A 25277-nucleotide genomic window follows, 5' to 3' on the forward strand; every position below is an offset into this window, starting at 1 on the left:
CTCGTTAATTTGCTGTAGCGGCAATAGCCTCAGCTACCACACTATCGGCATTAACCTTGGCAATTTCTCTGGCTTTGTTCGCCATATCTAACAAACTTTCCCGATCAAGCTGCTGTATTTCCTTGATTAACCTTTCAGCGCTAAGTTCCGGTTGCTCGATCATTTTCGCTGCTGAACACTCAATTAACTGCTCAGCATTGAGAGCTTGTTGCCTATCTTTATGCATAAAGGGGACGAATATAGCACCTATACCAGCGGCTGCAACTTCGGATACTGTCAAAGCACCTGATCGGCATATTATTAGATCCGCCCAAGCATAAGATTCTGCTACGTCACTAATAAACTCGACAACAGATGCGCCTTGCACATTATTTGCTTGGTAGGCCTCTAGGACAGTATCTTTACTACCTTTTCCAGCTTGGTGAAAAATCTCAAATCCATCACCTAGACTTGCCATTACACTTGGTAGAGTCTGGTTTAAAATCCGAGCACCTTGGCTTCCACCCATCACCAATATACGAATAGGTCCTTGCCTATCTTTGAATCTTTCATTTGGTACAGGTAAAGCCACCACATCTTCTCGTACTGGATTTCCAACGACTTCAGCAGTAGGAAAAGCGCCTGGGAAAGCTTGGAATACTTTGTTGGCAATTTTTGACAACCAGCGATTAGTTAGACCTGCTACAGCATTTTGCTCGTGCAGCACAACTGGGATTCCAAGTGTACGAGCTGCCACGCCTCCCGGTCCACTAACATACCCTCCCATGCCTAACACAGCATCTGGTTGCCACTTTTTCATATGTTTTCTAGCTTGCATAACTGCATTGGCAATTTGAAATGGTGCGCCAAGCAAACGTAGTGGCCCTTTACCTCTTAGCCCTTTGACTTTAATGAAGTCAATTTCTATTCTATGCTGAGGTACAAGCTCTGCTTCCATTCGATCAGACGTCCCTAACCAACGGATTTCCCAGCCTTGCTGCTGCAATTTTTTGGCGACAGCCAGTCCCGGGAATATATGTCCGCCCGTACCTCCGGCCATCACCATTAATCTTTTATTCTTTGTCATCAGTGTTTTGTTCCACTAATTTGTCATTTCGTTTTTTCAATCGGTACTCGTAATCAATTCGCAACAAAATCGCTACTGCGACCGACATCACTACAAGGCTCGATCCGCCGTAACTAATCAAAGGCAACGTAAGTCCCTTTGTTGGCATTATTCCAGCGGCTGCCCCTACATTAACTAGTGTCTGAAAGGCAAACCAAATACCGATGCCTATCGCTAAATAACCACCGAAATTTTGCCCTTCTTCAAAAGCTCTCTTACCGATCATTATTGCTTTGAAAACTAAGCTAAAGATCAGCATTAATACCAATACGACGCCAACAATACCAAGCTCTTCCGCAATTACAGCAAATACAAAGTCAGTATGAGCTTCTGGCAAATATTCTAACTTTTGAATCGAGTTTCCTAGCCCTTGGCCAAACCAACCACCTCGGCCAAACGCAATAAGTGATTGAGTTAACTGATAACCGCTACCAAATGGGTCTTGCCAAGGGTCCATAAATGAGGTTACTCGGCGAATACGATATGGCTCGGCTAATATAAGACCGACAACCGCAGCTACACCCGCCATCATTAAAGCGATGAATTGAGAGAGCTTAGCACCTGCGATAAATAACATACCAAACAAGGTAACCAGCATTACAATCACAGTTCCTAAATCTGGCTGCCCCAGTAAAAGCACTGCAAGTGCACCAAACACCATTATCGGCTTCATAAATCCGCCAAAAAAGGTTTCCCTAACTTCGCTCTGCTTACGAACCAAATAACCAGCCATGAAGATGAACAGCGATAACTTGGATACTTCGGCAGGTTGCAGGTTAAAGAAACCCAGCGGAATCCAGCGTGATGCACCATTGACAGAACGCCCACCAATCAACACCACAATGAGCATGAAAAATGAAATGGCAAGTAACCAAGAACTGTATCTAAGCCATTTCTCAGTTGGAATTTGCAATACGACAGAAGCTACGCCAAGCGATAAAAGCAAAAATATCGCGTGTCTTGTCATAAAGTAAAAAGGTTGTCCCGTTAGCCTTGTACTCACGGGAAAAGAAGCGGAAGTGACCATAATAAGGCCAAAAACCATTAAACCTAAAGAGATCCACACTAACTGTCTATCAAATAACGCTTCAGCTGACGGCTTGACGAGCCATTGCTTAGCACTAATTGCTGAACCCTTTATTTGCATATTTGATAACAACCTTGTTAAGCGTATCTCTGAGCTAGCTCGGTAAATGCCTCACCACGAGCCATAAAGTTCTTAAATTGATCGAAGCTGGCACATGCTGGCGATAGCATAACCATATCATTTCTACGTAATGACGGGGTTAACGCTTCAATTACATCTCCAATCGTATCAAACAACTCAGCTGAAGAATGCAAAGGGAGAAACTGGTTGCCATCTTTTCCAAAGCAGCAAAGTTTTACATTTATTGCCGATAAATGTTCGCCAAGCTCGGAAAAATCCGCACCTTTACCTTCTCCACCGACCAGCAAGTAAAGTGTTCCTTTACAATTCAGGCCAGCCAATGCCGCTGCTGTGCTAGCGACATTTGTCGCCTTAGAATCGTTAATCCACTTTATACCTTTTTTGTCTGCCACTACCTGACAACGATGCGTCAAACCATTGTAAGATTTAAGCGCATCAAATCCCTGCCTATAATCAACGCCAACTTGTTCCAGCAACGCGAGACAAACCAAAGCGTTAGCTACATTGTGACGACCAACCAAGGACAGCTCCTCAATTGAAACCAGAGGCACACCGTTTACAGCCAAATACTCTTTATCTTGGTCAACCACCACACCATACTGAGCACTGCTGTGTAGGCCAAATTCAACCAATTCCAAACCCAATTCTTTGCTTGGGTATGTGGCAGCATCGCAAGTATTCACTACACAACAATTGGCATTATCGAAAATTCTCAGTTTGGCTTGACGATAATCTTCCATAGAGTCATAGCGATCCATGTGATCTTCAGAAAGATTTAAAAAAGCAGAAGCAGCAGTGTGAAGACTTGATGTTGTTTCAAGCTGAAAGCTTGATAGTTCTAAAACGTAAAGATCGTGATCGTTTTGCAAAAGATCTAGAGCAGGAACACCGATATTGCCACCGACACCAACATTCACTCCACAAGCTTTCGCTATGACTCCAGTCAGATCCGTAACTGTACTTTTACCATTGGATCCAGTTATCGCTATGACTGGCTTATCAACATGCCAAGCAAATAACTCAATATCGCCAATAACTTTGCAGCCGTTTTTTAAGGCTTGCTGAATCTCAGGCGTCGCTAACGCAATGCCCGGACTCAAAACAATCAAATCTGCGTTTAGCAACCAATCTAGATTCCAGCCACCAGAATATAATTCAACTGAACTAGAAAGCTGTTCTCTGCCAGGAGGCTCCGCTCTGGTGTCGATAACTTTTATATCCAATTCATTTGAGCGACTGGATAGAAAATTAACGACTGATAGGCCAGTAATACCTAGCCCAACGACAACAACATTACTGATATTTCGCCATGGATCTGCTTTATTTGCTTCTGTCACAATCCAACCCTACTATCGAACTTTCAGAGTCGCTAAACCAATCAAAACTAATACAATGGAAATGATCCAAAAACGCACGATGACGCGTGGTTCAGGCCATCCTTTTAGTTCGTAGTGATGGTGAATCGGAGCCATACGGAAAATTCTTTGCCCACGCAGCTTATATGAGCCAACTTGCAAGATCACAGATACGGTTTCCATTACGAATACACCACCCATAATGACTAATACAAACTCCTGCCTAACCAATACTGCGATTGTACCGAGCGCACCACCGAGAGCCAGTGAACCAACATCGCCCATGAAAACTTGCGCTGGGTAAGTATTAAACCATAAGAACCCGAGGCCAGCACCGACCATAGCTGTACACACTACCACTAACTCAGACGTGAGAGGGATATATGGGATATGCAGATAGTTTGCGAAGTTAAAGTTACCCGTAGCCCAAGCAATTGCTGCCATGCCAGCCGATACCAGTACCGTTGGCATTATAGCGAGTCCATCAAGGCCGTCAGTTAAGTTCACCGCATTACTAGTGCCGACAATAACGAAATAAGTCAGGATAATATACAGGAAGCCCAGTTGAGGCATGACGTCTTTGAAGAATGGTACGACAAGTTGGGTCGCAGCCGTATCTTTACCATGAACGTACAAAGCAAAAGCAACCACTAGAGCAATAGCTGATTGCCAAAAGTACTTCCATCTTGCAATCAAACCATCAGTGTTCTTGTGCACAACTTTACGGTAATCATCAACAAAACCAACGATACCATATCCGGCTAACACAGCCAGTACGGCCCATACATAAGGGTTTGCAAGATCGGTCCATAGCAACACAGTGATAATGATGGAAGCTAGGATCATTATCCCACCCATCGTAGGTGTGCCCTGCTTACTAAAATGAGATTCAGGTCCGTCGTTGCGAACAACTTGACCAATCTGCAGTTTTTGTAGGCGTCGAATAACAATTGGCCCCATCCAAAGGGATAAGGACAATGCTGTTAAGATACTGAAGATAGCTCTGAACGATAGGTATTCAAACAGTCGAAAGAAAGAAAAGTATGGCTGTAACAACTGCGCTAGCCAAATAATCATGAATATTTCTCCTTCAAAGACGCAGCAATTTCGAACATTCGAGCGCTATTCGCACCTTTGACTAATAATGTATGTTGGTGTTTTTCTTCTAATGATAGATGATGATTTACGTAATTTATCAAGTCGTTATGGCTATCAAAGTGATTTCCGTGACAGAGTTGGCTAATTACTTTTGCCTCATCACCAAACGTTAATACGTGGTCAAAACCATATTGCGCAGCATGTTCTGCTACTTCTTTGTGCAGACTTTCACTATCACTGCCAAGCTCAGCCATATAGCCAAGGATCAACCACTTTTTGTTTGAATAGCAGTTGAGTAGATCAGCGGCGGCTTTCATAGCGGGTACGCTAGCGTTATAGCTATCATCAATGAGCGTTATGTTATCAGTTAATTGGATAACTTCCACTCGACCTTTTACATTCGATAAATTCTCTAATCCAGCCTGAATATCTTCGATATTCACATCCATTTCTAACGCAAGGGCTGAAGCGGCTAAGGCATTGCCAATGTTGTGTTCACCTACAATACCCAACTGCACTTCAGCTGAGCCTCTTGGAGTATGAAGAACAAAGTCGGCTTCGCCTTTTGAGTTCATCATCACGCAAGAAGCAAAAAAGTCGGCTTGCGGGTTAGTTACAGAAAAAGTGCGCACTTTTTTATCTTTCAGTACGTCACTCCACAACTCTTCACCGCAACTATCTAAATTGATGATGGCGCTGCCACCAGCAGACAGACCTTGATAAATTTCGCCCTTGGCAATTTTGACACCTTCAATCGAACCAAACCCTTCTAGGTGTGCTTCTGCTACATTATTGACTAATGCAACATCTGGTTTAACTAGCTGAGTGGTATAGGCGATCTCACCAACATGATTTGCCCCAAGTTCAATAACGGCAAATCTGTCTTCTGGAGTGGAACGTAACAGCGTTAGAGGGACACCAATTTCATTGTTAAAGTTACCTTGCGTATACATCACTTTGCCCACTTGCGACAAAATGCTACTCAGCATTTCTTTAACCGTTGTCTTACCACAACTACCCGTGATTGCTGCAGTTTTGGTTTCACATTGTTGATGTATCCAAGCGCCAAGTTTTCCGAGCGCAAGTTTTGTGTCATCAACAACAAGCTGAGGTACAGAAACTATCTGCTCTGACGAAACTAACAATGCGCTTGCACCAGAATCGATGGCCTTATCTAAGAAGTTATGAGCGTCAAATCGCTCGCCAATGAGAGCAATAAACAGTGCGCCAGATTCAATATTTCTGGTATCTGTCGAAACTGAGTGGATCTCTGTATCTTGACCAATTAACTTGGCATCAAGAACTTGGGCTAGAGTTTGAAGTGAAACTGTTATCATGAAATGAGTCCTAGTAAAGTTTGAGCAGACTCTCTGTCGGAATAGTGAACGGTGTCTTGCCCTATCACCTGATAGTCTTCGTGACCTTTCCCTGCTAGTAAAATAATATCTTCAGAGCTTGCATTGTCTATGGCATGAGCCAGTGCGCGAAGCCTGTCATGTTCCACCAAAACGGCGTTCGGTGTATTAATGCCACGCAAAATATCTGTCACTATTATGTCTGGGCTTTCACCGCGTGGGTTATCATCTGTGACGATCACTTTATCTGCAAGTCGCTCTGCGATCTCTCCCATCATAGGGCGCTTACCCGTATCACGATCACCTCCACAACCAAATATTGCCCAAAGTTTGCCATTACAATGAACTTTCAACGCTTGCAGAGCTTTTTCCAAAGCATCTGGCGTATGAGCATAATCGACGACAACTTTTGCCTTTTCAGCAGCTTGAAATAGTTCCATTCTACCAATCACTGGGGACAACTTGCTGGATTCGCGAATGAGCATTTCCTTATCAACACCAAGCTCCAGTAAAGCGCCAAATGCCAACATAACGTTTGAAGCATTAAACTGGCCTATCAGCGGTACAGATAGTATTCCATCGCCATATTCACCACCAAATTGAATCTCAATACCTTTGGTTGAGTAGCTCACTTTGCTCGCCCATAGCGCGCGTTGGTACTTATTGATTGGCCGCAAAGAGATAGCTAAGGCATTTGGCAGATCTTGTAGCCAACTATTGCCAACCTCATCATCTACATTAATGACTGCACGCTTGGTTTTATGTTGAGTAAAAAGAGACTGCTTAGCTTTCGCGTATTCTTCCATTGTATGATGGTAGTCAAGATGATCCCGGCTAAGATTCGAGAATACGCCAACTTCAAATTCAGTAGCCTTAACTCGATTTTGCACTAAACCATGCGAGGAGACTTCTAGTGCTGTAACTTGAGCTCCTAGTTTTTCCAACTCAAACAATGTTTTCTGAATTTCGATAGCACTGCCAGTCGTATTCACAGCAGGCTTTAAGTTAGATAAGAACCCGTTTCCTGTTGTGCCCATCACTGCAGCTTTTGTGCCTACGAGTTCTAACCACTGAGCAATAATTTGCGTAATGGTCGTTTTACCATTTGTGCCAGTTACAGCGATTAAACGAGATTTCTGCAGCGGATAAAGTCGAGCCGATAGCTCAGATAAGTGCTGAGATAAATTATCAATGTATATGACAGGTATACCTTCGACATCAGTGATGCTTGCATGTGTAGAGTGCTCATCTGCTTCGGCAACAATACATTTTGCTCCATTTCGAATCGCCGACAGAATGAAGTGTCGACCGTCAACTTCATGTCCGTTGATTGCAACAAATGTATCGCCTTCTGATACATCCCTGCTATCGAGCTGAAGGCTATCTACTACAAGCTCAGCGCATTGAAAACCTTTGATATCTACCCAAGGAGAAAGCAGCGTTGCTAAGGTGTGTTTTGTCGTCATATTTTGCTTCCTACTTGTCAGACTCTTTTTTCGCGTCAGGTGGAATATTCAAGATTTGTAAAGCGCCTTTCATTATTTTGGCAAACACCGGACTTGCTACAGTACCACCATAATAGTTGTCGCCTTGAGGCTCATTTACCATCACCGCCAACGCGAGTCTCGGATTGCTGATTGGAGCGATACCGGCTGTGTAGGCAAAATATTCATCACTATATTCGCCATTTTCAGCTTTACGAGTGGTACCCGTTTTAGCACCAACCTGATACCCGGGAACAGCGGCTCTGACTGCTGAACCGCCAGGTTCAGTTACAGCTTCCAACATTTTGAGTACACGTCTTACGTTTTCATGACCAAATACTTGTCTACCTTCTGCCTCGTGGCTGGTTTTCACAATATGCAAAGGCATGTAATGTCCGTAATTACCCAAAGTGGCATAAGCATGAGCTAATTGCAGTGGCGTAACACTGAGTCCATACCCAAACGCTAAAGTCGCGATTTCTATTTTTGACCAGCGGCGACGATTTGGAAAAATACCTGTGGTTTCTCCAACTAAATTGAGACCAGATAACTCACCGAAGCCCGCTGCACTATACATGTGTAATAAGGTTTCAATCGGCATTCGAAGCGCAAGTGTTGCCACACCGACGTTACTTGATTTCTGCAGTATTGTTGTGAGGTCAGCTTTACCGACTTTTTCGGTATCAGTAACTAAGCTACCTCCAACTCTCATCACACCATTGCCAGTATCAATCACGGTTTTAGGATTGGCTGCACCACTATCAAGAGCGGCTAGAATTACAAATGGTTTAACTGTTGAGCCTGGTTCAAACGCATCGGTAATCACACGGTTACGCATATTGAAACTTTTTAGATCTGAACGGTTGTTTGGGTTATAAGATGGCGCATTAACCATCGCAAGAATTGCACCCGTTTTTACATCAATCAGAACCGCAGAAGCTGACGTTGCTCGATAGTCGGCAACTACTTGTTTTATCGCTCGGTAGGCAATGGCTTGAATACGCTGATCAATGGTGAGTGTAAGTGGCTTGCCTTCTTGACGCTTTTCAAGTGAGATATTCTCGACCACTCGCCCAAAGCGGTCTTTACGAATAACCCTTTTTCCGGCTTCACCTGTCAGCCAGTCATCATAACTGCGCTCGACCCCTTCTAAGCCATGGCCATCGATACCCGTTACCCCAACGATATGAGCACTGACCTCTCCGGCGGGATAATAACGGCGAGATTCATGTTTTAGTCCGATACCTTTTATTTTTAACTCTCGAACATAGTTTGCCATTGCTGGATTAACTTGCCTTTGAATATAGATAAATCGGCGCTTGGCATTATTTTTAATCTTGTCGACCAGCTCTTGCCTGTTCAGGTCGAGTACGTCAGCTAGGGCGTACCATCTATCAAGATCTTTTAAATCGCCATCTTTAATAATTGTGGCTGGATCGGCCCATACTGCATCAACAGGAACACTGACCGCTAATGGTTCACCATTGCGATCATAAATAATACCGCGAGCAGAATGGAGTACTTTGGCTCGAATAGAGCGGATATCACCTTGGTGAATAAGGTTTCCGGGCTCAACCACTTGGATATAAGCAATCCGGCTAACGAGAGCAGCGAAGGCGACAAAAACAAAAAAAATCACAAGGTAGAATCGCCAACGGATCAATAAAGGCGAGTTGGTTTCTTCCTTGCGTTCAGGCTTAGAGTTGGGTTTCGTTTTTTTTGATTTCATTTTTCTGAAAACGTAACTTCCTTGCTTGAGTCAGGTCGCACCATATTGAGCTCGGTTTTCGCGATCGTTTCGACTCGGCTACTGTCTGCTAGTGAGGTCTCCTCAAGGAGTAAGTTGCGCCACTCGTCATCAAGCTTCTCTCTCGCGACTAAAGTCTTATCTTTTTCCGCAATAGCTAGCCGAGTATTGTAGGTGGTGAACACAACACCCATTGAAGTGAATAAAATCAGAAATAACAATATGAGAGGCAATCGACCGACTGTCACTAAGTCTTTGGCAATAATCTTGGCGAGATTGGGGGACGATTGCTTCATAATTCCATTACAGTTTTTCGGCGACTCTCAGTACTGAGCTACGTGAGCGTGCATTCGCCTCGACTTCTTCCTTAGAAGGTTTGATTGCTTTGCCGATAGGTTTCAAATTTGCAGAGCCTAACGCCTGAATTTCCTTTTCAGTTAACGGCAACCCATGAGGAACTTGGGGGCCTTGACTCTCCTTGCGGATAAACCGCTTCACCATTCTATCTTCTAAAGAGTGGAAGCTAATAACCGACAAACGTCCTTGATCCGACAAAATGCTTGCAGCGCCTTTTAACGCTACGTCGATCTCTTCAAGCTCGCTATTGATATATATACGCAGAGCTTGAAACGTTCTCGTCGCAGGGTGCTTTTTCTCTTTAAAACTTTTTGGTGCAGCGTCTGATATTAATTTGGCTAACTGGATCGTACGTGTCAATGGCTCATTCTGATCATCTTCTCGAAATGCGACAATGGCTTTTGCGATTCGGCGCGCATGCTTGTCTTCACCAAATTCACGAATGACCCATGTAATGTCATCTAATTCAGCTTGAGCAAGCCATTCTGAAACTGGCATACCTGAAGTCGGGTCCATACGCATATCTAGCGGGCCGTCTTTCATAAAACTAAAGCCACGTTCAGCATCATCCAATTGTGGCGATGAAACTCCTAAATCAAACAGCACACCATCAACTTTACCTACTAACCCATGTTCTTCAGCGTACTGAGCAATGTTAGAAAACGGGCCGTGAATGATCGTGAACCTTGGATCGTTTATTTTACTAGCTTCAGCTATCGCTTGAGGATCGCGATCGATACTGTACAGGCGGCCATTTTCACCCAGTTTAGAAAGAATGGTGCGGCTGTGGCCTCCTCGACCAAACGTTCCATCCATATAAATGCCATCAGGTTTAATGTTCAAACCATCTATCGATTCATTAAGAAGTACAGATACATGTTGGAAAGGTTCAGTCATGATAATCACGCCACGCAGCTTAAAGCTTGTTGTATACAATATTTTTGTTAACTGTCGACTATAGCATTTAGAGCTACGGCTCACACCCTATGATATTGAGCTAATTCTAGTGTTTAGAAAATTGTTTTCGTCAGTTACAAGTAAAAAACCCATCATAACGTGTTGTTATGATGGGCTTATAAATAGGGAGGAGTTGACACATAAGCCGGGTTCTGTACCGTTTGCACGGCAGTAGCCATTCGTCTAGGCCAGCAATCGCTCACTGGCTCAAGCAACCTACCCGCTTCCTTACGCGAGCAGCGCAATATGGAAGCCTATTTGGTCTTGCTCCGGGTGGAGTTTACCTTGCTACGAACTGTTGCCAGACGCACGGTGCGCTCTTACCGCACCCTTTCACCCTTACCTGTGCCCAAAGGCCATCGGCGGTTTTCTCTCTGCTGCACTTGTCGTGGGCTCACGCCCCCCAGGTGTTACCTGGCACCCTGCTCTATGGAGCCCGGACTTTCCTCCCCTTCACCAGTCTCCCAAAGGACATCAATGAAGCAGCGACTACCCAGTCAACTCCGAGGCGCGATTGTATAGATTATCGAGAATCCTGTCTATAGTGAAACAGTGTCGAATTGGTACAAATGATTAAATGTGGACGAAAAGTGGCTCTATAAATTGTCTAGTCCCCATTTATAAAGCGCGTTCTTTTTCAATTGATGCAGTTCAGCAGTTATCGCTGCGGCTTTCTTCAACGGTAACTCTTTCGCCAAAATAGCCAAAGTGCGAGCGGCTTCATCAGAGATTTCCTTGCTGCTTTCTTCACGGTAACCATGAATTAGCAGTACCATCTCACCTTTCTTACGGTTGTCATCCTCACCAACCCAGTCAATCAACTCGCTAAGTGGCAAACCCTGAATCGTTTCGAATGTTTTGGTGAGCTCTCTTGCCAATACAACCTCTCTGTCCGGACCAAGTACTTCAAGCATGTCTTTTAACGCATCTTGAATACGGTGTGTAGACTCATAAAAAATGCTGGTAGCTGTCGATTTCTCAATTTGTCTTAACTTGTCTGTTCTACCTTTGCTTTTCGCTGGTAAGAATCCTTCAAAACAGAATCTATCTGACGGCAAGCCCGATGCACTCAACGCTGTAATCACTGCGCAAGCTCCAGGCAGGGGAACAACTCTGACTCCTGCTTGACGACATTTTTTGACAAGATGGTACCCTGGATCACTAATCAGAGGCGTTCCTGCATCTGAAACCAGAGCAATGGAGCTTCCTTCTAAAATTTTTTCGACTAAAACCTGCGCTTTTTGCTGCTCGTTATGATCATGTAGCGCAAAAGTTTTAGTATGAATATTGAAGTAAGATAATAATTTTCCGGTATGTCGGGTATCTTCCGCAGCGATAAGATCGACTTCCGTCAAGACCTCTACGGCACGCTGAGTTATATCGCTCAGATTACCAATAGGAGTCGGTACAATATAAAGAGTTGGGATGTTAGCCGATAATATTTTGCTATCTGTCATTTGTTAACTATCACTTCAACGATTAATATAGAAACAATTTCACATGGAACCTCATAAGAACTCATGGCTATAAAGAACCATAAGAAAATTAGTGTAACACGCTTACTCACTCCAGTTGTAATAACATTGACTCTCGCGGCCTGTTCTTCTGTACCAACAGGCAAAGGTGACTTCGATATTACTCCACCTGCTACTGAATCAGCCCAGACATACATCATGCGTGCAGATGCCAGCGTTGGAACACTACAAAATGATTGGTTAGTTATGGCTTTGAAAGCGTCCATCAAAGCGGACAACAAAGACCAAACTAAGTTATTGCTAACTCGCTTATCTAAACAGAAACTCGATAAACGTCAGCAAGCAGAAATCGATCTGACCCTCGCAAACCAGCTGATTCGAAATCAAGAATACCAAAAAGCTCTAGACACATTAGACTTTAAGCTTTGGTGGAAACTGCAAGATGTACAGTGGAAAGAGTATCATGAGTATCGTGCTAAAGCCTTCACTGGCCTAAATGACTATTTCCAAGCTAGCCGTGAATTAGTCTTGTTATCCGACTACTTGCCACAAGACGATCAAGCTAAAGTAGCCACAGAAATTTGGCACAACTTAAATAAGTACTCCGCACAAGATATTACTCAGCTATCTGCGAAGCCAAACGAAGACATCTTAGATGGCTGGCTGCAACTTGCCATCTATATGAAAACGCTTGCGAACAATATTCCTCAGCTGCAAAACACCTTGAAACACTGGTTGGCAGAAAACAGCCACCACCCCGCAGCGATATACACACCGAAAGATATTCAAGATGTATTGTCATTGAAGTTTGTTAAGCCAGTTCATACTGCCTTACTGCTACCACTGACTGGGAAGTTCTCTAAACAAGCTCAGCTCATTCGAGATGGTTTTATTTTAGAAATGCTTAATGACAAAGATAGAAACCCCAATGCAACATTAACGATTGTTGATACAAACAGTGACAACGGCCAAGCGATTGCAGATACTCTCAAGAATAGAAATATCGACTTTATTGTTGGCCCGCTGCTAAAAAACAACGTTGAAAAGCTTCAGCAATTGCAAGAGCAAATGCCAGCACCAATCCCAACTCTTGCTTTGAACATCCCAGAGCAAATTGATCCAAACATTGATACTTGCTACGTGGCGCTATCTCCTGAGCAAGAAGTTGCTCAAGGTGCAAAACACCTTTATGAACTGGGCTATAAATACCCACTAATACTTGCTCCACAAGGCAGTTTTGGTGACCGTGTTGTCCAAGCTTTCAAAAATGAATGGCAGAAATACAGTACGGATAATGTCGCGGTTAGTCAGTTTGGTGACAAACGCGAGCTGCAAAAGAACATCAATAATGTATTTGGCTTGCAAGCCAGCCAGCAGCGTATCGCCCAAATGGACAGATTGATGAGCATTCCTCTACAATCCCAGCCAAGAAGCAGAAGAGATATTGATGCGGTCTATATCGTTGCAAACAGCAGCCAATTAACCCTAATCAAGCCATTTATTGAAGTAGCTGTAAATCCAGACGCCACGCCACCAAAACTATTTGCAAACTCAACAAGCAATAGTGGCAATACAAGGTATGAGGATTTATCAGGTATCGCCTACAGCGACATCCCAATGATAGTAAACCCGACTCCAGCTCTATCAGATGAAATGTCTAGTATCTGGCCGAAGAGCACAAATTCAGAGAAAAGACTGCAAGCTTTGGGAATGGATGCGTACCAGTTAATGGAAAAACTGCCACAAATGAAAGTTATTGATGGTTACACTATCGATGGTGAAACCGGCGTTCTCAGCATAAACAAACAATGCGTTGTGCAACGTGAGATAAACTGGGCAGTGTATGGTGCTGAGTAGTCGCAAAACCATTGGCGATAAATACGAATTGCAGGCAAAAGAATATCTGACACAGCAAGGCATGCACTTTGTAGAACAAAATTTCTTAGCAAAATGTGGCGAATTAGATTTGATCATGCGTGAGGGTGGCACTTTTGTTTTCGTTGAAGTGCGCTATAGAACTAGCAATAGGTTTGGTCATGCCGCTGAAACTATCACAGCGAACAAAATGAGAAAGTTAGTTAATACTGCCAATTTATGGCTAAAGAAGAAAAAATTAAACCTACATTCGACAGATTTTCGATTTGATGTTGTCGCCATTCACCAAAATGGCGATCATATTGAGTGGATAAAAAACGCAATAACCGAAGGATAAGCGATGCTAGAAGGCATTAAAGACAGCTTTAAAGAAAGTATTCAAATACAAATTGCAGCCGCAGAAGCGCTGCCGGATGTGATTACTCATGCCGCTCAAGGCATGGTGACTAGTTTACTCAATGGTAATAAAGTTCTGTGTTGTGGGAATGGCGGCTCATCCTCCAATGCACAACAGTTTGTTTCTTGTTTACTGAACAAGTTCGAAACCGAAAGACCAAGCTTACCCGCAATGGCGTTGACGGCCGACATCACAACATTAACCGCTGTCGCTAATGACTATCACTATGAAGAGATCTTCTCTAAGCAAGTGCGCGCATTTGGACAAGCTGGAGATATTCTGCTTGCTATTTCAACAAGTGGGAACAGTAAAAATATTATCAAAGCGATGGAAGCTGCCGTAACAAGAGATATGACCATCATCGCTTTAACTGGTAAAGATGGTGGTGAGATGGCAGGCCTACTTGGTGAGAATGATGTTGAAATACGTATTCCTTCTCATCGCACAGCGCGAATACATGAAGTTCATATGGTGACGCTACACTGCCTATGCGACCTTATAGATCAAGTTTTATTCCCAGCTCACGAAGAGTAGAGATATGAAATACTTATACGCGATTTTTATGTCTATGGTTATCCTATCAACTTCTGGCTGTGTCGGCATTATTGCTGGTGCAGCCGCTACAGGAGTTGTTGTCGCGACAGATCCCCGCTCTAGCCAGCAGATTTGGACAGATGAAAATGTTGAGTTTGAAGTGGCAGGAATCAACAATAAAGCACCATACAGTGGTAACGTTCGCATTGCTGCAAGTAGCTACAATGGCGTGGTTGTGTTGATGGGTCAAGCACGAAGCGAACAACTTAACCAATCATTTGAAGAAAAAGTTCGTAAATTGAAAGGCGTAAAGTCTGTACACAGCGAAGTGCAAATCATGCCTCCTTTGGCTCTTTCGGCAGTTAGCAACGACAGTTGGATAACGACGAAAGTAAAATCGGCCTTGCTGACTAGCAATGACCTGAACGGCCTTAAAATCAAAGTAATTACTGAAAATGGTGAAGTGTTCCTACTTGGTTACGTGAATCATAAGCAAGCGGAAATCGCTACTCAAATTGCAAGAAACATCTCTGGTGTGAAACGAGTCGTGCAGGCATTCCAATATAATGATCAAGCAAGTGCTAACAGCACAAGCTCTTAATATCATAAGTACGTATAGCAAAAAAGCAGCGCTTCGGCGCTGCTTTTTGTATTAGGGTAAGTGTTAATTATTTAACGACTCGTAGGCTAGGTTTACCTTTTGGCCTTGGCGGCTCATCATCTGGATCGGGCTCTGAAGATGTTACCTCTTCATTTCCATACTGCGTTGCCACAGTTAACGGAGAGTTGGTTGCTTGAGCATCATCTTCAGAATCGAAGCCTTCACTCTCAAGCTGCTCTGTATAAGCATCTTCTGGTTCAAACATGGTTCCTGCGCCATTTTCACGAGCATAAATAGCTTGTATAGCGTAAAGAGGAACAATCACAGAATGTGGACGACCACCAAAACGAGCATTAAACGTAATCGCTTCATTACCAAGCTCTAGGTTTCCTACAGCTCTAGGTACAATGTTCAGAATAATCTGTCCATCTTGAACAAACTCATCAGGAACGCGAACACCAGGTAAAGTAGCATCAACGACCAAGTGTGGTGTTAAATCGTTATCCACCAACCAGTCATAAAAAGCGCGCAGCATATAAGGTCTGCGCGGCGTCATATTTGATACGTCCATTAATTAACCATTAACGAGTAAGACGCATTTCACGCTCAGCTTCAGTTAGAGAAGCTAAGAAAGAATCACGTTCAAATACACGGTTCATGTAGATTTTTAGCTCTTTAGAGCCTGGGCCTACTAGTTCAATACCTAGCTGTGGTAAACGCCACAATAAAGGCGCTAAGTAACAATCGATTAGGCTAAACTCTTCACTCATGAAATACTCAAATTCAGCAAATACTGGAGCGAGTGTTAGCAAATCATTTCGTAACTTGTTACGAGCTGCGTTAGATTCTTCGGCATTGCCTCGAACAATTTTGTCAGCCAACGTATACCAGTTCTTTTCGATACGGTAGATCATTAAGCGGCTGTTACCACGAGCAACTGGATATACAGGCATTAATGGCGGATGTGGAAAACGCTCATCCAAGTATTCCATAATAATTTTTGAATCATACAGCGCCAGCTCGCGGTCAACTAAAGTCGGCACTGATTTATACGGATTCAATTCAATCAATTCTGCTGGTAAGTTAGCTTCATCAACCAACTCAACTTCAACACTTACGCCTTTTTCGGCCAAAACAATACGTACCTGATGGCTATACATATCAGATGTACTTGAAAATAGAGTCATCACAGAACGTTTATTGGCAGCTACAGCCATGGAGCCCTCCAGCACTTAAAGGTATAAAAAATCAATGGAGGCTAAGCCTCCATTGAAAACATAAAATTTGGATATTAGCACGGTATGATAGCACAATTAGTGAACATCACGCCAATACTCTTTCTTGAGAAGAACAACAAGAATGGTAAAGATGACTAGGAAACCCATCACCCACCACCCCATAGCATGTCTTTCCAACTTAACTGGGTCACCCGAATATTCAAGGAAGTTCACTAAGTCGCGTACAGCGTTGTCATACTCTTCAGTGTTTAGCTCACCAGTTCCATCAGTCTCAATACCTATTACAGTACTGACTTCTTCGCCATTCACCATTTTCTTGCCATACACTGGCGTAGGAATACCTTGTAGTTCTTCCAATACATGTGGCATACCAACACTAGGGAAAACAATGTTATTAACGCCAAACGGACGGCTAGGATCAGCATAGAAAGATCGCAGGTAAGTATACAACCAGTCAACACCTCTGACTCGAGCGACGAGTGTCAGATCTGGCGGTGGAGCACCAAACCATTTTGCCGCTGCTTTTTCAGGGATCGCATTGGTCATGAGGTCGCCAATTTTAGATTCTGGATTAAAAACTAGGTTTTCTTTCATCAAATCCAAAGGTATTCCTAAATCATCAGCCACTCGCTCATAACGCTGATACTGAGTCGCATGGCAGCCAAAGCAATAGTTCATAAATAGTTTGGCACCATTTTGCAATGAAGCTTGATCAGACAAATCGTTATTCGCTTTATCTAGCGGAATATTTGCACCTGCGGCAAATACTGCTGATGGCAAGATAGCAAATAAAATTAAAATCCATTTTTTCATTTGAACCTCACCCTCTCTGGTAACGGTTTGGTATTTTCATTCTTACTGTAGAAATACAGCAAAACAAAGAACATGAAATATCCTAAGCTAAATATCTGCGCCATCAATGTGTATGTTGGCGTCGCTGGTAGAGCACCCAAAATACCCAAAGCGATAAAGCAAATAGTGAACTGGATAATATTGAATAAATGGAATTTACTACGGTATCTATATGAACGAACTTTACAACGATCAAGCCATGGAAGTAGGAACAACACGACAATAGAAGCACCCATAGCGATAACACCTAACAGTTTATCTGGTACTGCACGCAAGATCGCATAGAACGGAGTAAAGTACCAAACAGGAGCAATATGCTCAGGTGTCTTCAAAGGGTTTGCAGCTTCAAAGTTAGGTGGCTCTAGGAAGTAGCCTCCCATCTCTGGGTTAAAGAACAACACATAACAGAAGAAGAATAGGAAGCCGGCGATCCCAACCATATCTTTGACCGTCCCATAAGGATGGAAAGGTATTGAGTCAATGATGTCATATTTCTTCGTGTAGTATTTGTGGAACTTAAATTGAGTCTTATGATCGTCCCCTTGGCTTCCTTTAGGCAACTTAGTATCGATACCATCAGGGTTATTAGAGCCAACCTCATGCAACGCAAGTACATGCAATACAACAAGAAGAAGCAATACGATTGGCAAAGCAATCACATGCAATGCAAAGAAACGGTTTAACGTTGCGCCAGAGATAACATAGTCACCACGAATCCACAGGGTTAGATCATCACCAATTACAGGAATTGCCCCAAATAGAGAGATGATTACCTGAGCTCCCCAGTATGACATTTGTCCCCAAGGCAATAGATAGCCCATGAAAGCTTCTGCCATCAGCACTAAGAAAATCAGCATACCAAATAGCCACAACAACTCTCTCGGCTTCTGATAAGAACCGTAGATTAGCCCGCGGAACATATGAAGATAAACAACCACAAAAAAGGCTGAAGCCCCTGTTGAATGCATATATCGTAAGAGCCAACCATAATCGACATCTCGCATTATGTATTCAACCGAAGCAAAAGCGCCTTCACCAGACGGCACGTAGTTCATTGTCAACCAGATCCCCGTTAAGATCTGATTCACTAATACCAGCATTGCTAAAGAACCAAACAGATACCAAAAGTTGAAGTTTTTTGGCATCGGGTATTCTGAAAGGTGCTTTTTGTACGCATTCATTGCGGGAAGGCGTTTTTCCACCCAATCAAGTAGAGCTTGCATCATGCTTCTCCCGTTTCATCTACACCGACAATGATTTTGGTTTCGCTCAAGTACATGTGCTTGGGAACGACCAAATTCAACGGAGCCGGCACTCCTTGAAAAACACGTCCTGCCATATCAAATTTAGAACCATGACAAGGGCAGAAAAAGCCAGACTTAACTCCCTTAACTTGATCGCTAAAACTATCTGGTAAATACGTGGGTGAACACCCGAGGTGAGTACATATCCCAACTGCGACAAAGTACTCTGGCTTTATTGAACGGTATTCATTTTGGGCGTAATCGGGTTGCTGTTCCTCCTCCGATTCGGGGTCTCGAAGCTGATTATCGAGGCTAGGCAGATTTTCGAGTACCGACGCAGCACGACGAACAACCCAAACAGGTTTACCGCGCCATTCGACACGAACCATTTGGCCATCTTCTAATTTGCTGATATCGACTTCGACCGGAGCTCCCGCAGCTTTCGCTTTGGCGCTGGGATTCCATGATTTGATAAAAGGTACGGCAACCGCGACGGCTCCAAGCCCACCAACAACCGCAGTTGTAGCAGTTAAAAAGCGCCTACGTCCGTTGTTTAAAGGCACATTGCTCATCCAAACACTCTCCAAATTGCTCCCTTTGGATTTAATCTTTAATTCCTATTAAAGAGCATGGCTAAAAAAATATGAATTTTTTTGTATCTATTTGGTTGGAAATCATAATTAAATCCGTACTTTTTGACAAGATAAAGCTACCTTTTTGTAACAATTGTGAAGCAAGTCAGACGCAAAGTCACAAAAGGGATAAAAGAAAAACAAAGGCCAGCTAACCTTCGACAATTGAGGGGATTAATAAAGTGATAGAACACAAAAAAGCCTGGCAAAATGCCAGGCTTTTAACACACAATTCAGCAAAAAACTGAAACGAAATCTCAAAAAGAAATAAGAGATTAACGCTTAGAGAATTGTGGACGACGACGTGCTTTACGTAGACCAACTTTCTTACGTTCAACGCAACGAGCGTCACGAGTAACGTAACCAGCTGCACGTAGAGTCGGACGTAGAGACTCATCGTATTCCATAAGTGCGCGAGTGATACCGTGACGGATAGCACCAGCTTGACCAGAAATACCGCCACCTTTAACAGTAACGTATAGGTCTAATTTTTCAGTTAGTTCAACTAGCTCAAGTGGCTGCTTAACAACCATGCAAGAAGTTGGACGACCGAAGTACTCTTCAAGGCTACGCTTGTTGATTACAATGTTGCCGCTGCCTGGTTTGATGAAAACACGTGCAGCTGAGCTTTTGCGACGGCCAGTGCCGTAGTATTGATTCTCTGCCATTTTCGAAATCCCCAATTAGATGTCTAGTACTTGTGGTTGTTGAGCAACATGGTTGTGCTCAGCGCCAGCGTAAACTTTAAGCTTACGGTACATAGCACGGCCAAGAGGACCACGTGGTAGCATACCTTTAACCGCTAGCTCAAGAGCCATTTCAGGCTTACGATCAATTAACTTTTCAAAAGTCATTGATTTTAGGCCACCTGGGAACTCAGAGTGACGGTAGTAAACTTTACCTTTAGCTTTGTTGCCAGTAACAGCAACTTTCTCAGCGTTAACAACGATGATGTAATCACCAGTATCAACGTGAGGAGTGTATTCAGCTTTGTGTTTGCCACGTAGGCGAGATGCAATTTCACTTGCTAGACGACCTAGAGTTTTACCCTCTGCGTCTACAACGTACCAGTCACGTTTTACAGTTTCTGGTTTAGCAACGAAAGTTTTCATGCTAATAATAACCCGTTAATTAAATTTAAACTTAAAAGGAGCATTGCTCCCACTGTCTAAGAGCCCATTCATCACCCCTTCGAGTGGTTGGCACTCTCGGCATTTCAATAGAAATGTGCCTGCAGTAACGGTGGGTCGCAGGATTATAGTGAAGTAAGACGAAAAAATCACCTTTTTTTAAGTAAAAAGGCGATTTTTTTTAGCTGAGAAAGTTTGATTATCAAATGACTTAAGATAAATGCTCTTTGGATAGGTATTCGCAACTTTGCATTTCCACCAATCGAGATACACAACGCTTAAACTCAAACTCGAGCAAACCGTTGCTATATAACTGCTCCATCGGTACTTCTGCTGAAATAATTAGCTTTACGTTACGTTCGTAAAACTCATCAACTAATGCAATAAAACGTCTCGCTGCATCTTCTAAATTACTACTCATGACTTTTACGTCAGAAAGTAAAACAGTGTGATAAATACGAGATAGCTCAATGTAGTCATTTTGGCTGCGAGCTGTCTGGCACAGTTGCTCAAAAGAAGCATGTAAAATGCCGTCACTTTCTTTAACTACGTCGATCTGTCTATGATTAATCTCGATAGTATTCTCGATATGTTTATCTTCACCCGATAGCTTTTCAAAACAATGTTCTAGATTATTATTTGCAGCTTCATCCAGCGGATAATGATAAATTTCTGCTTTCGTCAAGGTACGCAACCGATAGTCAACCCCACTATCGACATTGAGCACTTGGCAGTTATTTTCAATTTGTTCAATGGCAGGTAAGAATCGAGCTCGTTGAAGGCCATTGCGATATAGTTCACTAGGTGGAATATTCGATGTTGCAACCAGAATCACTCCACGCTTGAACAGTGCCTGGAACAGCGTACCAAGTATCATCGCATCCGTAATGTCTGAAACAAAGAACTCGTCGAAGCAGATGATTTCAGCTTCTTCTTTAAACGTATCAGCCACTGACTCTAGTGGATCGCTAATATCACCAAGTTCGCGCAACTCGTCATGAACACGAAGCATAAAACGGTGAAAATGCATACGCATTTTATTATTCGTTGGTAAAGACTCGTAAAAAGAGTCCATCAAATATGTCTTTCCTCGACCAACACCACCCCATAGATACAAACCTTTTGGAGTCTGCTGAACATTTTCCGTCTTTTTAAACCACTTGTGCCAAGTTTTTCCTTTGTTTTCTATTGGCGCATTCAGGTAATCAATTAGATTTATGTACAATTCATCAAGGGCTTCAATCGCTTTAAGTTGCGCTTCATCCTCTTTAAACCCGAGTTGTTCAATGTCATTTTGATATTTACGTTTAGGTGTCATTGCTAAACTGCTCACAGACGATAAATTTGCAGTGGAAAGTACAACCACTGTATATTGCTATATTACAAAGGGCTGACATAGTACCATGTGATTTGTACTTGTCTAACCAAACTCGCTTATAGATATGTAGCACAACAAAAGAGAAGGAGTGACTATGCCTTGGATCTTTGCACTTGTGGGCTTGATTGTTGGTATCGTAATTGGGGTTCTCATCACACGTTTAACAACTCCAGACTACAAAAAACATAAAGTCATCCAAAAAAACTTAGATGCAGCAAAATACGAATTGGAACAAAAACGTCAGGAAGTCGCTGACCACTTTGCTCAAACAGCCGAAATGCTAGACACATTAGGGAAAGACTACACCAAGCTTTATCAGCATATGGAAAGCACCTCTTCCGAAATGCTGTCTCACCTCCCAGAACAAGATAACCCGTTTTCCAAGAAAACGACTCAGCTCGAAGCTGACGAACAGGAAACTCCCAAAACTCCTAACAATGTAGATCAAGCACCTAAAGATTATGCAAACGGCGCAAGTGGGCTTATGAGCCAAGATGACGACAAAGAGTTTGTAAAATCTGCTGAAGTTGTGACATTGCGTTAAGTCTTGCACCCTCTCGATATGAGAGGGTGAACTTTTACGATTAAATCCTAGTCAGAACCTTCACCTACACCAATTGAATTTGTGTTTGTATGGATACTTAACAAAAGGCATTCTAAAAGGAGTTGTATGATGAAAAAGCCTTTACTCGCTGTAGCGATTCTATCTCTAAGTTCAATTTTAACCCCCTTATACGCATCCGCTTCTATTCCGGCATCTGTCGAAGGCGGAGAAGTACCAAGCCTTGCACCTATGCTCGAAAAAGTCACACCTGCGGTAGTGAGTATTTCGGTGGAGGGTACACAGGTTTCCAAACAACAAGTTCCAGAGCATTTCCGCTTCTTCTTTGGGCCAGACTTTCCAGCCGAACAGCTAAAAGAAAGACCGTTTCGAGGACTAGGTTCTGGCGTTATCATTGATGCTAAAAAAGGCTATGTAGTCACCAACTATCATGTAATCAATGGCGCGAAAAAGATTAAAGTGAGCCTGCGCGATGGACGTGAGTATGACGCTGAGCTTATTGGCGGCGACCAAATGTCTGATATTGCGCTACTAAAGCTTGAAGAAGCAAAAAAACTCACGCAAATAAAAGTGGCAGACTCAGACAAACTACGAGTTGGTGATTTCGCTGTCGCAATTGGCAACCCATTTGGGCTTGGTCAAACCGTCACCTCTGGTATTGTTTCTGCTTTAGGGCGCAGTGGCCTAAATATCGAAAACTTTGAGAACTTCATTCAAACAGATGCTGCAATTAATAGTGGTAACTCAGGCGGTGCGCTCGTTAACCTCCGTGGTGAACTTATTGGCATCAACACCGCTATTTTAGGGCCAAATGGTGGCAACGTGGGTATCGGGTTTGCGATCCCGTCTAACATGATGAAAAACCTCACCGACCAAATTTTGGAATATGGTGAAGTGAAGCGAGGCATGTTGGGAGTCCAAGGTGGAGAAGTCACTTCAGAGCTTGCCGAGGCACTAGGTTATGAAGCTAGCAAAGGTGCTTTTGTAAGCCAAGTAGTGCCAGATAGTGCAGCCGATAAAGCAGGCATAAAAGCTGGCGATATCATTGTTTCAATCAACGGTAAGAAAATTAATACCTTTGGCGAGTTAAGGGCGAAGGTCGCTACTCTTGGTGCGGGCAAACAAGTCACCATCGGCGTCATTCGTGATGGTAAAGACAAATCTTTCAAAGTCACGTTAGGTGAACAAACCAATATCAAAACTGATGCCGATAAGCTCCATAAAGGTTTGACTGGCGCAGAGTTAACTAACACAGCTAAGAACGACCCTGTACAAGGTATAAAAGTTAACTCGGTGAAAGAAGGCTCTCCAGCAGAGGCCTATCAGCTCGAAAAGGGCGACATTATTATGAGTGTCAATCGCAAACGCGTGAAGAACCTGGCCGAGTTCCGCAAGATATTAGATACAAAACCCGCAGTGCTAGCACTCAATGTTCGCCGTGGCGATCGAATGATTTACCTTGTCGTAAGGTAGTCAAACACCTAATAAAATTGCACAGCAAATATGTAATCAAGGGACGGACTTTCACAGCCGTCCCTTTTGTTATTTATTCAACTAATGCTATTCTTGCCATTCAATCGAAGAAATTACAGTGATTCGAAGGCATGCTAAAAAAACTACTACAATCTGTCGCGCTAGGTTTGTTAACTGCGTTGATAATCTTGCTAGTTGTTCCCTCTCTGCGCTCGAAGATTTTGCCAGAGTTCTCACAATCCTCACCAGACAATATTGATGCAGTCCAACTGTCATTTAATGCAGCAGTGCGAAGAGCCGCACCAGCTGTTGTCAATATATACAGCCGTAAATACACAGAAAATGACCGAACGAAACTATCAACTCAAGGGCTAGGTTCAGGCGTTATTGTCAGTAAAAAAGGCTATATCATTACTAACTACCATGTAATCGCCAACGCCGATCAAATTGTCGTTGCATTGCAAGATGGCCGTGTAGCCGCTGCTCAGTTAGTTGGAACAGATAGACGAACAGATATTGCTATCCTGCGGATTCAAATGAATGATTTGCCAGTGATTCCGCTAAACCCAAATTACACACCTGAAGTGGGTGATGTAGTGCTAGCAATCGGCAACCCATACAACTTAGGTCAAACCACAACATTTGGCATCATATCTGCCGTTGGACGTTCTTCAATCAATGTTGGTAGCAGGCAAGACTTTATTCAGACCGATGCCGCTATAAACAAAGGTAACTCCGGTGGCGCTTTAGTTAACACCCGTGGAGAACTTGTTGGTATCAACACTGCCTCATTCCAGCAAGGCACAGATTTAGAAACTTATGGCATCTCATTTGCGATTCCGTACTCTCTAGCCAATAAAATCATGCAAAAGATCATCGCTGATGGCCGAGTGATACGTGGTTATATTGGTATTGATGGCCAAGACATTAACACGCTAACTTCTAGGCTAGCGGGTAGTGATCATCTAGGTGGCATCGTTGTTCTTGGCGTTGATCCAAACAGCCCAGCGGCACTAGCAGGCTTTAAAGCTCACGACATCATTCTTAAAATTGATGGACACAAAATCAGTGGCCGACAAAGTGTCATGGACACCGTGACTAACTTGCGTCCGGGAACAACCATCAACGTTGAGATTATGCGTGGAGGTAAGAAGATGACTCTTCCTGTTACCGTAGCGGAAGATCCTAGAGGATAACAGAGCCACTCAACCCAGCTTATTGAGAGAGACAAAAAAAACCTGCATTTATGCAGGTTTTTTT

25 protein-coding genes and 1 other RNA gene are annotated in these 25277 nt (G+C 43.2%); 7 read left to right on the forward strand and 19 right to left on the reverse strand.

The annotated features are described in order from the left end of the window. Positions 1-4: 4 nt before the first annotated feature. The 11 genes from murG to rsmI form a co-directional block, all read right to left on the reverse strand. Complete coding sequence (gene murG, locus L7A31_RS17030) at positions 5-1066, reverse strand: undecaprenyldiphospho-muramoylpentapeptide beta-N-acetylglucosaminyltransferase (RefSeq protein WP_237362965.1); 1062 nt, start codon at positions 1064-1066, stop codon at positions 5-7. Further along, positions 1053-2252 carry a cell division protein FtsW gene (ftsW, locus tag L7A31_RS17035; RefSeq protein ID WP_237362966.1) on the reverse strand — a complete coding sequence of 400 codons (1200 nt, stop codon included), beginning with the start codon at positions 2250-2252 and terminating at the stop codon, positions 1053-1055. The genes murG and ftsW overlap by 14 nt, the downstream gene beginning before the upstream one ends. Before the next feature lie 17 nt (positions 2253-2269). Further along, the gene (gene murD, locus L7A31_RS17040) at positions 2270-3610 is read right to left on the reverse strand and encodes a UDP-N-acetylmuramoyl-L-alanine--D-glutamate ligase (RefSeq protein ID WP_237362967.1); all 1341 of its coding nucleotides are present in this window, start codon (positions 3608-3610) and stop codon (positions 2270-2272) included. A gap of 12 nt (positions 3611-3622) precedes the next feature. Further along, on the reverse strand, positions 3623-4705 hold the full coding sequence (gene mraY, locus L7A31_RS17045; protein WP_237362968.1) for a phospho-N-acetylmuramoyl-pentapeptide-transferase: 1083 nt from the start codon (positions 4703-4705) through the stop codon (positions 3623-3625). Further along, positions 4702-6063, reverse strand: coding sequence for a UDP-N-acetylmuramoyl-tripeptide--D-alanyl-D-alanine ligase (locus tag L7A31_RS17050; protein ID WP_237362969.1), 1362 nt, complete (start codon positions 6061-6063; stop codon positions 4702-4704). Before L7A31_RS17050 ends, mraY begins: the two co-directional genes overlap by 4 nt. Continuing rightward, positions 6060-7547 (reverse strand): UDP-N-acetylmuramoyl-L-alanyl-D-glutamate--2,6-diaminopimelate ligase, encoded by a 1488-nt coding sequence (murE, locus tag L7A31_RS17055; protein WP_237362970.1) that lies wholly within the window; start codon positions 7545-7547, stop codon positions 6060-6062. The genes L7A31_RS17050 and murE overlap by 4 nt, the downstream gene beginning before the upstream one ends. 10 nt (positions 7548-7557) lie before the next feature. Beyond that, positions 7558-9294, reverse strand: coding sequence for a penicillin-binding transpeptidase domain-containing protein (locus tag L7A31_RS17060; RefSeq protein ID WP_237362971.1), 1737 nt, complete (start codon positions 9292-9294; stop codon positions 7558-7560). Then, complete coding sequence (gene ftsL / locus L7A31_RS17065; RefSeq protein WP_237362972.1) at positions 9291-9608, reverse strand: cell division protein FtsL; 318 nt, start codon at positions 9606-9608, stop codon at positions 9291-9293. The genes L7A31_RS17060 and ftsL overlap by 4 nt, the downstream gene beginning before the upstream one ends. Before the next feature lie 7 nt (positions 9609-9615). Further along, positions 9616-10566, reverse strand: a complete 951-nt coding sequence (gene rsmH / locus L7A31_RS17070; RefSeq protein ID WP_237362973.1) for a 16S rRNA (cytosine(1402)-N(4))-methyltransferase RsmH — start codon at positions 10564-10566, stop codon at positions 9616-9618. Between the two features lie 185 nt (positions 10567-10751). Beyond that, positions 10752-11131: RNase P RNA component class A (gene rnpB / locus L7A31_RS17075), an RNA gene on the reverse strand. A 91-nt stretch (positions 11132-11222) separates the two neighbouring features. Further along, positions 11223-12083 carry a 16S rRNA (cytidine(1402)-2'-O)-methyltransferase gene (gene rsmI / locus L7A31_RS17080; RefSeq protein WP_237362974.1) on the reverse strand — a complete coding sequence of 287 codons (861 nt, stop codon included), beginning with the start codon at positions 12081-12083 and terminating at the stop codon, positions 11223-11225. 63 nt (positions 12084-12146) lie between these two features. Between rsmI and L7A31_RS17085 the strand changes: the two genes are divergently transcribed. Genes L7A31_RS17085 through L7A31_RS17100 form a run of 4 tightly spaced genes read left to right on the forward strand, consistent with a single transcriptional unit; the run spans position 12147 to position 15508 of the window. Next, a complete protein-coding gene (locus L7A31_RS17085) occupies positions 12147-13958 on the forward strand; it encodes a penicillin-binding protein activator (RefSeq protein ID WP_237362975.1) in 1812 nt (603 codons plus the stop codon). Continuing rightward, entirely contained in the window at positions 13945-14313 is a 369-nt protein-coding gene (locus L7A31_RS17090; protein ID WP_237362976.1) for a YraN family protein, read from the forward strand. The genes L7A31_RS17085 and L7A31_RS17090 overlap by 14 nt, the downstream gene beginning before the upstream one ends. Before the next feature lie 3 nt (positions 14314-14316). After that, on the forward strand, positions 14317-14907 hold the full coding sequence (locus tag L7A31_RS17095; protein WP_237362977.1) for a phosphoheptose isomerase: 591 nt from the start codon (positions 14317-14319) through the stop codon (positions 14905-14907). Between the two features lie 4 nt (positions 14908-14911). Further along, positions 14912-15508 carry a BON domain-containing protein gene (locus L7A31_RS17100; protein WP_237362978.1) on the forward strand — a complete coding sequence of 199 codons (597 nt, stop codon included), beginning with the start codon at positions 14912-14914 and terminating at the stop codon, positions 15506-15508. Between the two features lie 67 nt (positions 15509-15575). Here L7A31_RS17100 and sspB read toward each other — a convergent pair whose 3' ends face one another. From sspB to zapE, 8 genes are all read right to left on the reverse strand, one after another. After that, a complete protein-coding gene (sspB, locus tag L7A31_RS17105) occupies positions 15576-16079 on the reverse strand; it encodes a ClpXP protease specificity-enhancing factor (protein ID WP_237362979.1) in 504 nt (167 codons plus the stop codon). A gap of 10 nt (positions 16080-16089) precedes the next feature. Further along, the gene (gene sspA, locus L7A31_RS17110; protein ID WP_237362980.1) at positions 16090-16725 is read right to left on the reverse strand and encodes a stringent starvation protein SspA; all 636 of its coding nucleotides are present in this window, start codon (positions 16723-16725) and stop codon (positions 16090-16092) included. Positions 16726-16821: 96 nt separating this feature from the next. Beyond that, the gene (locus L7A31_RS17115) at positions 16822-17559 is read right to left on the reverse strand and encodes a cytochrome c1 (RefSeq protein WP_237362981.1); all 738 of its coding nucleotides are present in this window, start codon (positions 17557-17559) and stop codon (positions 16822-16824) included. Next, positions 17556-18821, reverse strand: coding sequence for a cytochrome b (locus tag L7A31_RS17120; RefSeq protein ID WP_237363592.1), 1266 nt, complete (start codon positions 18819-18821; stop codon positions 17556-17558). The genes L7A31_RS17115 and L7A31_RS17120 overlap by 4 nt, the downstream gene beginning before the upstream one ends. Then, positions 18821-19414: a ubiquinol-cytochrome c reductase iron-sulfur subunit gene (petA, locus tag L7A31_RS17125; RefSeq protein WP_237362982.1), complete on the reverse strand. Its 594-nt coding sequence runs from the start codon at positions 19412-19414 to the stop codon at positions 18821-18823. The genes L7A31_RS17120 and petA overlap by 1 nt, the downstream gene beginning before the upstream one ends. Positions 19415-19749: 335 nt before the next feature. Next, entirely contained in the window at positions 19750-20142 is a 393-nt protein-coding gene (rpsI, locus tag L7A31_RS17130; protein ID WP_237362983.1) for a 30S ribosomal protein S9, read from the reverse strand. Between the two features lie 15 nt (positions 20143-20157). Further along, complete coding sequence (gene rplM, locus L7A31_RS17135; protein WP_237362984.1) at positions 20158-20586, reverse strand: 50S ribosomal protein L13; 429 nt, start codon at positions 20584-20586, stop codon at positions 20158-20160. Positions 20587-20815: 229 nt separating this feature from the next. Further along, complete coding sequence (gene zapE / locus L7A31_RS17140) at positions 20816-21922, reverse strand: cell division protein ZapE (protein WP_237362985.1); 1107 nt, start codon at positions 21920-21922, stop codon at positions 20816-20818. Positions 21923-22076: 154 nt separating this feature from the next. Between zapE and zapG the strand changes: the two genes are divergently transcribed. The 3 genes from zapG (at position 22077) to degS (ending at position 25213) form a co-directional block, all read left to right on the forward strand. Further along, positions 22077-22526, forward strand: a complete 450-nt coding sequence (zapG, locus tag L7A31_RS17145) for a Z-ring associated protein ZapG (RefSeq protein WP_237362986.1) — start codon at positions 22077-22079, stop codon at positions 22524-22526. Between the two features lie 129 nt (positions 22527-22655). Then, positions 22656-24017 carry a Do family serine endopeptidase gene (locus L7A31_RS17150; RefSeq protein WP_237363593.1) on the forward strand — a complete coding sequence of 454 codons (1362 nt, stop codon included), beginning with the start codon at positions 22656-22658 and terminating at the stop codon, positions 24015-24017. 131 nt (positions 24018-24148) lie between these two features. Then, positions 24149-25213 carry an outer membrane-stress sensor serine endopeptidase DegS gene (degS, locus tag L7A31_RS17155; RefSeq protein ID WP_237362987.1) on the forward strand — a complete coding sequence of 355 codons (1065 nt, stop codon included), beginning with the start codon at positions 24149-24151 and terminating at the stop codon, positions 25211-25213. Positions 25214-25277: the final 64 nt, after the last annotated feature.

This window comes from Vibrio marisflavi CECT 7928, assembly GCF_921294215.1.
Classification (GTDB): Bacteria; Pseudomonadota; Gammaproteobacteria; order Enterobacterales; family Vibrionaceae; genus Vibrio; species Vibrio marisflavi.